The following is a 12,691-nucleotide window of genomic DNA, read 5'->3' as shown; positions in this document are numbered from 1 at the left end:
ATGTCGCAGCTACAGGATCACGAGCACCCGTTCCCCCGCGCCGTCGCGCTACCTCGCCACCTCTGGCCCGAGCCGGGCGCGACGGTCCGCGCCATGGAAGCGCCTGAGCACCTGGCCGCAGGCATCCTCGTCAGGTACGGCACCGCCTCCGACGCCTTCCCGGGCTACGGGTACGTACGCCCGCTCGGCGGCGGCCGCGAGTGGATCGCGACCCCCGAGCACCTGCGCCCCGCACACCAGATGGAGATCAGCGCCGTTCGGATCCAGGAGTGGACCCGGTGACCGTCGGTCCGGTCCGAGTTCCGGGGCACGGCCCCGGACGTGGACGCCGCACGGTCGACCATCCGCTGACCGGCGCCCAGGTACGTGACATCGCCTCGGGCCAGTCCGGGGAGCTGATGGAGGTATCCGAGGAGTGGCACGGCAACAGAGCGATCCGCATCGCCCACATCCGTCCGGCCGGCGGGGGCTTCGAGTGGTCCACGGCCATGGACAACATCAGCCCCGTAGGCGGAGGTCCCGGTGAGTAGGGCGCAGATCGGAGACCTGGTCGAGGACGGCCCGGGTGGCGGCCATTGGATCTACACCGACCGGCGTGGCGGCACGATCATCCTGCGCCCTCTGTACGGAGGCACCTGCTCGACCAGACCCGCCGCCAACCCGGAGGCGCTACGGGTGGTCAAGAGCCGACGCCAGTTGAAGACCGAATTCCGCTACTTCGTGTAGCCCCGACTACCCGCCCAACCCCGCCGGGCACATCCAGCCCCGCCGGGGCACATCCAGCCCCTCCGGCGTTTGAGGAGCGGGGTCCGGGGCGGAGCCCCGAATCTTTGACCCGCACTTGTGCGGTGACCCCAGGCAAACCCAGCCCCGCCGGCGTTTGAGGCGCGGGGTACGGGGCGGAGCCCCGGATCTTTGACCGGCCGAGCCCCCGGCAGGACTACGCTCGAACCATGGCCGGCCGCTTCGAACCACTCAACCGCACCACCGTGCGCGGCGGCCACACCCCCGTCCCCGACACGGGCCCGCCCCGCCCGCCAGGGCCCACCGCCAAGGCCCGCCGCTGGGCCCCCGACGGCCCCGTCGACCTCGGCATCACCCTCGGCCCGCTCAGACGCGGCCCCGCCGACCCCACCTTCCGCACCACCCCCGACGGCTCGGTCTGGCGCGCCAGCCAGACCCCGCAGGGCCCCGCCACGCTCCGGGTCTCCCGGACCGGCGCCGAGATCTCCGCCGAGGCCTGGGGCCCCGGCGCCGACTGGTTCCTCGAGCAGCTGCCCGCACTCCTCGGCTCCGGCGACGACCCCGCTGCCTTCGTCCCCCGCCACCGCCTCGTGCACGCCAGCCACCGCCGCCGCCCCGGCCTGCGCCTCACCCGCACCGGGCTGGTCCTGGAGTCCCTGATCCCGGTCATCCTGGAGCAGAAGGTCACCAGCGACGAGGCGTACCGCTCCTGGCGCCGCCTCGTCCGCCAGTACGGCGAGCCCGCGCCGGGCCCGCACGGCCTCGGCCTGTACGTGATGCCCGCCGCCCGCACCTGGGCCCTGATCCCGTCCTGGGACTGGCACAAGGCCGGGGTCGACGCCAAACGCTCCGGCACCATCGTCCGGGCCGCCCGCGTCGCACCCCGCATCGAAGAGGCCGCCGCCATGGAGCCCGCGGCGGCCGCCGCCCGGCTGGAGGCCGTCCCCGGCATCGGCCCATGGACCTCCGCCGAGACCCTCCAGCGCAGCAACGGCGACCCCGACGCCGTGACCACCGGCGACCTGCACCTGCCCGGCATCATCGGCTTCGCCCTCGCCGGGGACCGGGACGCCGACGACGCGGTCATGCTGGAGCTGCTGGCCCCGTACGCCGGGCAGCGCCACCGCGCCGCCCGCCTGATCCTCCTCGCGGGCCACACCCCGCCCCGCCGCGCACCGCGCATGCCGCGCAGCGACATCGGCCGGCTCTGACCGCCCGCGGCGGCCCCGGCCGGCTACCGGCCCCGCCCGGCTACCGGACCCGGATGAAGGCCTCCGCGGACCGCGCGGGCCGCTCCCGGGGCGCCTCGGCCGGGTGACCCACCGCCACCGCGCCCATCGGATCCCAGTCGCCGGGCAGCCCCAGCACCTCGCGCACCACGTCCCGGCAGAACATCGTCGAGGACACCCACGCCGAGCCCAGCCGCTCCCCGGCCAGCGCGACCAGGAAGTTCTGCACGCCCGCGCCCATCGCGACGACGAACATCTCCCGCTCGGCGGCGTCCCGCCGCGCGTCCCCGTAGTCGTGCGCGCCGTCCGTCACCAGGCAGGGCACCACCAGGTACGGGGCGGCCCGCAGCAGGTCGCCCCGCCGCACCCGCTTCGCGATGGACTCCTCCGGCTTGCCGTCGGCCCGCAGGTCCGCGATCCACGCGTCCCGCATCGCGTCCAGCAGCTCCAGCCGGGCGGCCGCCGATTCCAACAGTACGAACCGCCACGGCGTCGTGTGGTGCGGAGCCGGGGCCGTGACGGCCGCGGCCACGGCCCGCCGCACCGCGCCCGGGTCCACCGGCTCGGCCGTGAAGGCCCGTACCGTACGGCGCTGCGTCACGGCCTCCCGTACCGCCTCGGAGGTGCCCAGCCGGAACATGTCGTCGGCCGGGGTGCGCACCAGGTCCCGCGCCGTCGTGCCCTCGCCGAGCACGTGCGCCAGACCGCGTACGACGGCCACCGGCAGCCCGGCCGCCTTGCCCTTGACCAGGTCGCCGGCCGCCGCCAGCTCGTCCGCGGTCGCCACGACGGTCGCGCTCAGCGGATTGCCGTGCGTGTCCGTGCCCCCGCGCAGGTCGTCCAGGACCCGTACGCCGGCCGAGCCGATGGCCACGTCGGTGAGCCCGGTGCGCCACGGCCGCCCGAAGGTGTCCGTGACGACCACGCCCACGTCCACGGAGAGGATGTCGCGCACGCCCTCACGGATGGCGGCGGCCGAGGCGTCGGGGTCCTCGGGCAGCAGCAGGACCGTGCCGGGCGCGGTGTTGGAGGCGTCCACGCCGGCGGCCGCCATCACCAGCCCCTGCCGGTTCTCGACGATCCGCAGGGGACCGCGGCGCGCGACGACCCGTACGGTCTCCGCGTCTATGGCGGCCTCGCGCGAGCCGGCCTCGACGACGCGGCCCTCGGCCTTGGAGACGATCTTCGAGGTGACCAGCAGGACGTCCCCGTCGCGCAGGTCGGGCGCGGCCACCGTGATCAGCTTCGCCAGGTCGTCACCCGGCCTGACCTCGGGGATCCCGTCGACGGCCCGTACCTCGTACGAGGGACCGGGCGCGCCCGGAGCGTCCGGGCCGGTCACCGGGAGGCCTCGGCCAGTTCCAGCGCGGCCCGGGCCATCTCGGCGGTGGCGGCCAGGTCCGTCATCATCAGCGGCACGGCGCGGCAGGTGATCCCGGCGGCCTCGACCTCGGCGACGGCGTCCGCGTCGGCGGTGTCCACCAGCCAGCCGTCGAGCAGCTCGGTGCCGTAGTGCAGGGCGACGGCGGCGGCCGTGGACTCGACGCCCACCGCGGCCAGCACCTTGTCGGCCATCCCGCGCACGGGCGCGCCCCCGACGATGGGGGAGAGTCCGACGACGGGCGCCTGGGCGGCGGCGACGGCGTCGCGGATGCCGGGCACGGCGAGGATGGTCCCGACCGACACCACCGGGTTGGACGGCGGGAAGACGATCACGTCGGCGGCGGCGAGGGCCTCCAGCACGCCGGGCGCCGGCTTGGCCTGCTCGGCCCCGACGGGGACGATCGCCTCGGCGTCCACGGCGGCGCGCAGCCGGACCCAGTACTCCTGGAAGTGGATGACCCGGCGCTCACCGGTGTCCGCCTCGGTGATCGCGACGTGGGTCTCGACCCGGTCGTCGGACATGGGCAGCAGCCGCACCCCGGGCCGCCAGCGGTCGCACAGGGCCTCGGTGACGGCGCTCAGCGGGTAGCCCGCGGCGAGCATCTGGGTACGGACGATGTGGGTGGCGAAGTCGCGGTCGCCGAGGCCGAACCAGGCCGGTCCGACCCCGTAGGCGGCGAGCTCCTCCTTGACGGTGAAGGACTCGTCGGTGCGGCCCCAGCCCTGGTCCTCGTTGATGCCACCGCCGAGGGTGTACATCACCGTGTCCAGATCGGGGCACACCTTGAGCCCGAACAGGTGAATGTCGTCACCGGTGTTGCCGATGACCGTGATGTCCGCGTCGGGCACTGCCGACTTGAGTCCGCGGAGGAACCGGGCGCCGCCTATACCGCCGGCCAGAACAACAATGCGCATGCGGACAGTCTGTCAGCCGCAGGCTGTCGTGGAGGGGTGGTGGCCGGGCGGCCGGGTCACGCGGGTACGGACTCCGCCGTGGCCGGCGAGCAGCTGTGCATCGGCATCCGGGTCAGGCCGGGGAAGTAGACGTGCAGGCTGACCGCGCCTTCGAGGGTGTCGTTGACGACCTCGTGCGCGTAGCCGGAGGAGAAGACCCGCTGGGAGCCGGCGCCGAGGGTGAGGTGCCCGCGCGCGCTGCGTTCGGTGAGCTCGCCCTCGAGGACGGTCAGGACGCCGGAGGAGGGGCCGTGGTCGTGCGGGCCGCTGCCCTGGCCGGGGACCCAGCTGAGCAGCCAGACCTCGTAGCCCATGGGGGCGCCCCCTGCTCGAGCGGAGTCGAGAGCTTGGGGGACGGTGCGCAGCCGGTGGTACCAGCGGGTGGTGGCGTCGTACTGGACGAGGTGCTCCCAGGAGGCGCGGTCCTCGGCGATGGAGCGGGCGAGCCCGACGAACTCGGCGACGGTGGCCGGGTGTTCGCGGGCGGGCTGCAGGAGGTGCTGGACGGCGAGGATGTCGCCGGCGATCTGGAGGTCGCTTTCGACGGTGATCGGGGTGCTGTTCATCGTGGGAGGTCCTCGACGGATGTCAGTGGTGCGGGCGGTTGCTGTGGGGCGCGGCCGGAGCTCGACGGAGCCGAAGCTCCGGAGGCATCAACAGCTGCAACAGCAACAGCGAACCTGGGCAGCGCACAGGAACCCACGAATGGGGGTCCGGGTGGTGGCTGCGGGCGCTGACATGGGAACAAGGAGAACGGGTCAGAGGTCGGACTGTCAACCCAATGTCCGGTTTGAGGGAAAAGTTTCACCTCATCCGGTTACCGTGCGCGGAGAAAGGTTTGTGCACTCCGCGCCGGGGGATGTGCCGCTGTGCCGCACCCAAACCTCGGACGCCATCTCGTGACCGGACTGTGATCTCCGCCGCTTCTTTGGCCGAATCGCAACCCCGCCACCGAGTGACGCGTGAATCGGGGTAAGGGCGTGGGCCGCGGGGCGCCCGTGGCATGTGTCACGATTTTTGGCGATATGAACACTTTCTGCATAGGCTTGGTTCCGCAGAGTGAATAAGGGGCCCAATAGCAGATCTCGGCTTGACTGCTCCGGAGCCACGCACTTGTAATTTCACTCGTGTCGTTACGTAGCGATCAGTAACGGCATCACCACGGGGACGCACAGACAGAGCGAGGGGCGCACATGACCGAGCTGTTTCAGGAACTGCTGGTCGAGGAGGCGGACGAGGAGCTCGGATGGCAGGAGCGCGCTCTGTGCGCCCAGACCGACCCCGAATCCTTCTTTCCCGAGAAGGGCGGCTCCACCCGCGAGGCCAAGAAGGTCTGCCTCGCCTGCGAAGTCCGCTCCGAATGCCTCGAGTACGCCCTCGCCAACGACGAGCGATTCGGCATCTGGGGCGGTCTCTCCGAGCGTGAACGCCGTCGGCTGAAAAAGGCCGCGGTCTGATACGCCCCGGGCCTTCCCACCGGATACCCACCGCACATCGCACGACATATCGAACTGCACGGCCGACAGGGCAAATCACGGCAAACAGCACCACAGGCAGCACGGCAAAGAGCATCGCGAAGAGCACGGCAAACGGTCCGCCTCCTGCACCTTCCCCGCAGGAGGCGGACCGCTGCTTTGCCAGCCGTTAGGGTGGGGCGCTGTCCAGCAGCCTCCGAGGGCACACCACCCCCGGACCCACCCCCGTGACCCGGTCCCGGGGGACCCCCAGGCCGGAGGGCCAGTAGCGCGATGTCCCTGCACAGCCAGTCGGCGGCCTCCCACCAGGCCCCCGCCACACCCGAGTTCCCACGGCACGTCGTCACCGCGGTCCTCGTCGCCCACGACGGCGCCCGCTGGCTGCCCCGGACCCTCGCCGGCCTCCTCGGCCAGGAACGCCCCGCGCAGAACCACATGGCCGCCGACACCGGCAGCGCCGACGAGTCCGCGCGGCTCCTCACCGAGGCCTTCGGCGACGACCGCGTCCTGCACCTTGCCCGCCGCACCGGATTCGGCACCGCCGTCGACGAAGCCGCCCGCACCGCCGGCACCCTGACCCCCGAGGACCTCCCGTACCTCAAGCGCCCCAGCGGCTGGGATCCCGTCAGCCGCACCTGGCGCGACGACACGTACGACCTCCCCGAGCTCCCCCACGGCGAACCCGTCCAGTGGCTCTGGCTCCTCCACGACGACAGCGCGCCCGAACCCGACGCCCTCGCCGAACTGCTCCGCGTCGCCGACGAGAACCCCGACGCCGCCGTCATCGGCCCCAAACTGCGCGGCTGGTACGACAAGAAGCAGCTCCTCGAAGCCGGCGTCACCATCGCCCGCAGCGGCCGCCGCTGGACCGGACTCGACCGCCGCGAACAGGACCAGGGCCAGCACGACCAGATCCGCCCCGTCCTCTCCGTCTCCACCGCCGGCATGCTGATCCGCCGCGACGTCTACGAAGACCTCGGCGGCTTCGACAAGCGGCTGCCCCTCATGCGCGACGACGTCGACCTCTGCTGGCGCGCCCAGAGCGCCGGCCACACCGTCCTCGTCGCCCCCGACGCCGTCCTGCGCCACGCCGAGGCCTCCGCCCGCGAGCGCCGCACCGTCGACTGCGCAGGCCGTACGACCGCCAGCCCGCACCGCGTCGACAAGGCCGGCGCCGTCTACACGATCCTCGCCAACAGCTCCGGCCGCGCCCTGCCCTACGTCCTGCTGCGCGTCCTGCTCGGCACCGTGCTGCGCACCCTCGCCTACCTCGTCGGCAAGGCCCCCGGCCAGGCCGTCGACGAGTTCACCGGCCTGCTGGCCACCCTGCTCCGCCCCGGCCGGATCCTCGCCGCCCGCAAGACCCGCCGCCGCCCCGCCGTCCCCGCCGCCGACCTGCGCCCGCTCTTCCCGCCGCCCGGCGCCTCCCTGCGGGCCAACGCCGAACAGCTCGCCGGATACTTCGGCGACGTCCGCGCCACCGACCCCGCCCCCGCCGGCCGGCACGGCGGCGGCAGCATCCTCACCGCGCCCGGCGAGGAGGGCGACTACCCGGTGGCCGAGGAGCGGTTCGCGCGCCTCAAGCGGATCGCCCGCAACCCCGCCCCCGTCCTCTTCGGCCTCCTCCTGCTCGTCTCCCTCGCCGCCTGCCGCTCCCTGATCGGCGGCGGCACCCTGATGGGCGGAGCCCTGCTCCCAGCCCCCGACGGCGGCCCCGCCCTCTGGCGCGCCTACACCGACGGCTGGCAGGCCGTCTCCACCGGCTCCACCGCCGACGCACCGCCCTACCTCGCCGTCCTCGGCGCCTTCGCCACCCTCCTCCTCGGCTCCACCCACGCCGCCCTGACCCTGCTGCTCGTCGGCTCCGTCCCGCTCGCCGGACTCACCGCGTACTTCGCCTCCCGGCCGCTCGTCGAATCCCGGCTGCTGCGCGCCTGGGCCGCGATCGCCTACGCCTTCCTGCCCGCCGTCACCGGAGCCCTCGCCGGGGGCCGCCTCGGCACCGCCGTCCTCGCCGTCCTGCTGCCCCTCATCGCCCGCTCCGCCGTCGCCGCCTTCGGCCTCGCCGACAGCGAGCGCGGCAGCTGGCGCGCCGTGTGGACCTACACCCTGCTGCTGACCCTGGCCACCGCCTTCACCCCGGTCGTCTGGCCGCTCGCCGCCGCCCTCGGGGCCGGCGCGCTCCTCGTGCACCGCAGCCAGTGGAAGACGTACGGACCGCGGTACCTCGCCACCCTCGCCGTCCCGCTCCTCGTCCTCGCACCCTGGTCCGTGGGCCTGCTCACGCACCCCGGCCGCTTCCTGCGCGAGGCCGGACTGCCCGACGCGACCGGCTCCGCCTCCGCCCTCGACCTGCTCGGCATCAGCCCCGGCGGCCCCGGCGCCGCCGGCGGGCTGCTGCTCCTCGGCATCGTCCTGGCCGCGCTCGCCGCCCTGCTGCGCACCGACCGGCAGTTCGCCGTCCGCACCGCCTGGGCCGCCGCCCTCGCCGCGCTGCTCCTCGCCGTCCTCCTCAACCGCGGCGGGTGGGCCGGACCGGCCACCCTCGTCTACGGCCTCGCCCTGCTGGCGGCCGCCGCGCTCGGCGCCGACGGAGCCAAGGAGCGGGTCGCCGCCCGCAGCTTCGGCTGGCGCCAGCCGCTCGCCGCGCTGATCGCCCTCGCCGCGGCCGCCGGACCGCTGATCGCCGCGGCCGCCTGGCTCGTGGCCGGCGCCGACGGCCCCCTCCAGCGCCGCGACCCCGTGCAGGTGCCCGCCTTCGTCGCCGACGCCGGCGGGGACGACAACCAGACCCGCACCCTGATCCTCGACCTGGACGCGCCGGCCACCGTCTCCTACAGCCTCGTCCGCGGCTCCGGCGGCCGCCTCGGCGACGCCGAGGTCGCCGCCCGCACCGGCAGCGACCCCCGCCTCGACAAGGTGGTCTCCAACCTGGTCGCCGGCTCCGGAGCGGACCAGTCCAGCCAGCTCAGCGCCTACGCCATCCGCTTCGTCATGTTCCGCCCCGGCGGCCCCGAGGAGATCCGCCGCGTCCTCGACGCCACCCCCGGCCTCAGCCGCCGCCACCAGCAGGACGGCACCGCGCTGTGGGGCGTCGAACCCTGGCTGCCGCGCGCCGTCATCGTCTCCGGCAAGCAGGGCGAGGCCCCGATCCCCGTCGCCGCCGGCCCCGTCGAGGCCCACGGCAAGATCCCGGACGGAGAGGCCGGCCGCGTCCTGCGCATCGCCGACCGCGCCGACTCCGCCTGGCAGGCCACCCTCGACGGCAAGCCCCTCAAGCCGAAGACCCTCGACGGCTGGGCGCAGGGCTTCGAACTGCCCGCCGCCGGCGGCCGCCTCGACCTCGTCCACGAGGACTCCCTCCTGCGGACCGGCTGGCTGTGGGCCCAAGGGCTCCTCGCCCTGGTACTGCTCGTGATGGCCCTGCCCGGCCGCCGCGAGCAGCTCGACGACGACCTCCCCGAGGACGAGGCCGCCGTCCCGGCCCAGCCCGGCCCGGGCGAGGCCGGCGAGGGCCGCCGCGCCCGCCGCCTGCGCGCGGAGGCCGAGCAGGCCCCCGCCGCCGCCCCGGTGGAGGCCGCGGTCGCCGCCGACCCGTACGCGGCCATCCCGGCGCAGCCGGTGTACGGGGAGGAGACATACGCCTACCAGGCCTACCCGGACCAGAGCGGCTACGCCTACGAACCGCAGCCGCAGCAGCCCCCGCAGCAGCCCTACGCGCAGCCCGGGGAGTACGAGCAGTACCCGTACCCGCAGCAGCAGGCGCAGGAGCAGTACCCCTACCCGTACGAGCCGTACCCGCCGTACGACCCCCACACCGGCCACACCGGCCACGACAGCCAAGCCCAGTACGACCCGCGTCCGGACGGGAGCCCCCAGCAGTGAAGCAGCGCGCACCCCTCACGCTGGCGGCCGTGGCCGCGGCGCTGGCCGCCCTCACCGGCGTCGCCGCCCTCACCGCCCCCGCCGGCGGCACGGCGTCCGAAGGCAAGGCCCCGGCCGCCGCCCGGATGCCCGTCGAACGGTCCCTCCTGGTCTGCCCGGCGCCCAGCTCCTCGGACATCGCGGACACCACGTACACCGCCTTCACCCCCGGCGCGGCCGCGCCCGCCGAGGGCAAGGGCGCGGCCCGGCTGCTCGGCGCCACCAAGGACGCCAAGCCGGTCCTGGAGCCCAAGGAGGTCGGCAAGCCCTTCGGGGCCACCGCCTCCGGCGCCGACGCCCCGGCCCTCACGGGCAGCGCCGAGGGGATCCTCGCCCCCGGCTGGTCCGCCCAGCTGACCACCAAGGTCTCCGTCGGCCGGGCCCGGGGCGTCCTCGGCGCCTCCTGCACCGCGCCGGGCACCGACTTCTGGTTCCCCGCCGTGAGCACCGCCAAGGGCCGCGAGGACTACCTCCACCTCACCAACCCCGACGACGCGGCCGCCGTCGTCGACATCAAGCTCTTCGGCCCGGACGGCGCGGCCAAGCCCGACGCGGGCACCAGCGAGAACATCCGGATCGACCCCAAGTCCAGCAAGTCGGTCCTGCTCTCCTCCCTGGTCCCCGGCACCCAGCTCGCGGACGCCACCGCCCACGTGACGACCCGGGCGGGCCGGGTCGGCGCCTCGGTCCAGGTCGCCGAGGAGGGGGTCGGCTCCGACTGGCTGCCGGCCGCCGCGGACCCGGCGGGCTCCCTGGTCCTGCCCGGCATCCCGGCCGACGCGGTCTCCGTACGGCTGGTGGCCTTCGTACCCGGCGACGAGGACGCGGACCTGAAGATCCGGCTCGCCGCCCCGAACGGGCCCATCTCCCCGGCGGGCAACGAACAGCTGCACGTCAAGGCCGGTATGACCGCGAGCGTCGACCTCAAGGACGTGACCCGCGGCGAGCCCGGCTCCCTGCTGCTCACCCCGGCCGACCCCAAGAAGGCCGCGCCGGTCGTCGCGGCGGTACGGGTGGTGCGCGGCAGCGGGGCCAAGCAGGAACTGGGCTTCGTCCAGGCCGCCGGGCCGGTCGGCACGCGCGCGACCGTGGCCGACAACCGGCCCGAGGAGAACGCGACCGTACTGTCGCTGACGGTCCCGGGGGACAAGGACGCCAAGGTCAAGGTGACGGCCTCGCCGGGCACCGGCGGCGGGGAGGCGGCCTCCCAGGAGGTGACCGTCAAGGCGGGCACCACGCAGGTGGTGGCCGTCGCTCCGGCAGGCGGCAAGGGCTCCTACGCCCTCACCGTCGAGACCCTCTCCGGCGGCCCGGTCCACGCGGCCCGCACCCTGAACCTGCCGCACGAGGGCACCGCGATGTTCACCGTCCAGAGCCTGTCCGACGACCACTCCACGGTCGCGGTCCCCAGGGCCGTCGAGGACCTCTCGGTCCTGACGAGGTAGCGCGTCCGAGGGGTGGCGCCGGCGCGGAGCTCCCCGCCGGCGCCGTACGCCCTTCGCCCCGCTCAGTCCTGCCCGTAGCGCGGATCCACGGTCTCCGGCGACAGCCCCAGCAGCTCCGCCACCTGCTCCACCACGATCTCGTGCACCAGCAGCGCCTTCTCGTCGCGCGTCTTCGTACGGATCTCCACCGGCCGCCGGAAGACCACGATCCGGGCCGGCCGGCCCTCGCGCGGCTCCGAGACCCCGCCCAGCGGCACCGCCTCGTCGTTCCAGCCGGCGTCCGGTCCGCCCGGCGGTCCCGGTACGTCACCGACCAGGAACTCCACCTCGGCCAGCTGCGGCCAGCGCCGCTCCAGCCGCTCCACGGAGTCCCGTACGAGGTCCCCGAACAGCTCCGACCTGCTCGCCGACAGCGGCACCTGCGGCGGCGCCACCGGCCCGCGCATCCCGCGCCCGTGCCGGTCCCGGCGGCGCGGACGGGGCTCGGCGGGGGCCCCGACCGGGGGCTGGGCAGGACGGGGAGGCAGCGGGCTGTCGGTCACCCCCGCAGGGTAGCCCTCGGCACGACACGGGGGAGTGAGCGGCGGGAGAGTCGTCGCGGCCCGGTCAAGAGTGCGGTACCGTCCAACGTCGTGAGCCTTGTACGTCGTTGTTCGCGCACCGCGTGCGGCCGCCCTGCCGTCGCGACGCTGACGTACGTCTACGCCGATTCGACCGCAGTTCTCGGCCCGCTCGCCACCTACGCCGAGCCCCACTGCTACGACCTGTGCGCCGAGCACTCCGAGCGCCTGACCGCCCCGCGCGGCTGGGACGTCGTCCGCCTGTCCGACGGCTCCGGTCCGTCGCGCCCCAGCGGCGACGACCTCGAAGCCCTCGCCAACGCCGTCCGCGAAGCGGCCCGCCCGCCCGAGCGCGCGGCGGAAGCCGGAGGATCCGCGGCCCGCGGCCCGGCCACCGGCGAGACCCGTCGCGGACACCTGCGCGTTCTGAGATCGCCCGATTCCTGACGCTCCGACCATCTGAAGAGCGGGTACCGGTTCAAGGTAGGTTGGCCGGACCGCACAGAACCTTCAGGAGGGCAGGCAGTGGCCGCAGATCTTTCGAACATCGTCAAGGCGTATGACGTGCGTGGTGTCGTGCCGGACGAGTGGGACGAGTCGTTGGCGGAGCTGTTCGGTGCCGCGTTCGTGGAGGTGACGGGTGCGTCGGCGATCGTGGTCGGTCATGACATGAGGCCGTCGTCGCCTGGTTTGTCGGCGGCGTTCGCGCGGGGTGCGGCGGCGCGTGGTGTGGATGTGACGCTGATCGGGCTGTGTTCGACGGATCAGCTGTATTACGCGTCGGGTTCGCTGGGTCTGCCGGGTGCGATGTTCACGGCCTCGCACAATCCGGCCCGTTACAACGGGATCAAGCTGTGCCGGGCGGGTGCCGCGCCGGTGGGCCAGGACACGGGTCTGTCGCAGATCCGTGGTCTGGTGGAGAAGTGGTCGGATGAGGGCGCTCCGGCGATCGCGGCGGGCACGGTGCCCGGAACGGT

General features: G+C 74.2%; 12 protein-coding genes and 1 pseudogene. 9 read left to right on the top strand and 4 right to left on the bottom strand.

All coding sequences use genetic code 11. From position 1 onward, the window contains the following. The 4 genes from ACFWP3_RS16805 (at nt 1) to ACFWP3_RS16790 (ending at nt 1,955) form a co-directional block, all read left to right on the top strand. The gene (locus ACFWP3_RS16805; protein ID WP_384221253.1) at nt 1-282 is read left to right on the top strand and encodes a hypothetical protein; all 282 of its coding nucleotides are present in this window, start codon (nt 1-3) and stop codon (nt 280-282) included. Beyond that, nucleotides 279-530, top strand: a complete 252-nt coding sequence (locus ACFWP3_RS16800; protein WP_384221251.1) for a hypothetical protein — start codon at nt 279-281, stop codon at nt 528-530. The genes ACFWP3_RS16805 and ACFWP3_RS16800 overlap by 4 nt, the downstream gene beginning before the upstream one ends. Continuing rightward, entirely contained in the window at nt 523-726 is a 204-nt protein-coding gene (locus tag ACFWP3_RS16795) for a hypothetical protein (RefSeq protein ID WP_384221248.1), read from the top strand. Before ACFWP3_RS16800 ends, ACFWP3_RS16795 begins: the two co-directional genes overlap by 8 nt. A gap of 227 nt (nt 727-953) precedes the next feature. After that, the gene (locus ACFWP3_RS16790) at nt 954-1,955 is read left to right on the top strand and encodes a DNA-3-methyladenine glycosylase family protein (protein ID WP_384221246.1); all 1,002 of its coding nucleotides are present in this window, start codon (nt 954-956) and stop codon (nt 1,953-1,955) included. Nucleotides 1,956-1,995: 40 nt separating this feature from the next. Here ACFWP3_RS16790 and ACFWP3_RS16785 read toward each other — a convergent pair whose 3' ends face one another. From ACFWP3_RS16785 to ACFWP3_RS16775, 3 genes are read right to left on the bottom strand one after another with little or no spacing between them, the layout of a single operon-like run. After that, on the bottom strand, nt 1,996-3,315 hold the full coding sequence (locus ACFWP3_RS16785) for a coenzyme F420-0:L-glutamate ligase (protein WP_384221244.1): 1,320 nt from the start codon (nt 3,313-3,315) through the stop codon (nt 1,996-1,998). After that, a complete protein-coding gene (cofD, locus tag ACFWP3_RS16780) occupies nt 3,312-4,271 on the bottom strand; it encodes a 2-phospho-L-lactate transferase (protein ID WP_384221241.1) in 960 nt (319 codons plus the stop codon). The genes ACFWP3_RS16785 and cofD overlap by 4 nt, the downstream gene beginning before the upstream one ends. 56 nt (nt 4,272-4,327) lie before the next feature. After that, nucleotides 4,328-4,861, bottom strand: coding sequence for a cysteine dioxygenase (locus ACFWP3_RS16775; RefSeq protein ID WP_384221428.1), 534 nt, complete (start codon nt 4,859-4,861; stop codon nt 4,328-4,330). A 642-nt stretch (nt 4,862-5,503) separates the two neighbouring features. Here ACFWP3_RS16775 and ACFWP3_RS16770 point away from each other — a divergent pair. The 3 genes from ACFWP3_RS16770 (at nt 5,504) to ACFWP3_RS16760 (ending at nt 11,154) form a co-directional block, all read left to right on the top strand. Next, on the top strand, nt 5,504-5,767 hold the full coding sequence (locus tag ACFWP3_RS16770) for a WhiB family transcriptional regulator (RefSeq protein WP_003983763.1): 264 nt from the start codon (nt 5,504-5,506) through the stop codon (nt 5,765-5,767). Between the two features lie 291 nt (nt 5,768-6,058). Beyond that, complete coding sequence (locus ACFWP3_RS16765) at nt 6,059-9,670, top strand: glycosyltransferase family 2 protein (protein ID WP_384221238.1); 3,612 nt, start codon at nt 6,059-6,061, stop codon at nt 9,668-9,670. Beyond that, the gene (locus tag ACFWP3_RS16760) at nt 9,667-11,154 is read left to right on the top strand and encodes a DUF5719 family protein (RefSeq protein ID WP_384221235.1); all 1,488 of its coding nucleotides are present in this window, start codon (nt 9,667-9,669) and stop codon (nt 11,152-11,154) included. The genes ACFWP3_RS16765 and ACFWP3_RS16760 overlap by 4 nt, the downstream gene beginning before the upstream one ends. A 62-nt stretch (nt 11,155-11,216) precedes the next feature. Here the strand turns inward: ACFWP3_RS16760 and ACFWP3_RS16755 are convergent, their stop codons facing one another. Continuing rightward, nucleotides 11,217-11,696, bottom strand: coding sequence for a metallopeptidase family protein (locus ACFWP3_RS16755; RefSeq protein WP_079154186.1), 480 nt, complete (start codon nt 11,694-11,696; stop codon nt 11,217-11,219). Nucleotides 11,697-11,786: 90 nt separating this feature from the next. Here ACFWP3_RS16755 and ACFWP3_RS16750 point away from each other — a divergent pair, with 90 nt between their 5' ends. Both ACFWP3_RS16750 and manB read left to right on the top strand, forming a co-directional pair. Then, on the top strand, nt 11,787-12,161 hold the full coding sequence (locus ACFWP3_RS16750; protein WP_384221232.1) for a DUF3499 domain-containing protein: 375 nt from the start codon (nt 11,787-11,789) through the stop codon (nt 12,159-12,161). 78 nt (nt 12,162-12,239) lie between these two features. Next, a pseudogene (manB, locus tag ACFWP3_RS16745) lies at nt 12,240-12,691 on the top strand (phosphomannomutase/phosphoglucomutase); the annotation flags it as partial.

The organism is Streptomyces sp. NPDC058525 (assembly GCF_042719495.1).
Classification (GTDB): Bacteria; Actinomycetota; Actinomycetes; order Streptomycetales; family Streptomycetaceae; genus Streptomyces.
The sequence above is the reverse complement of the archived record's forward strand: the minus strand, read 5'-3'. Positions and strand labels throughout refer to the sequence as shown.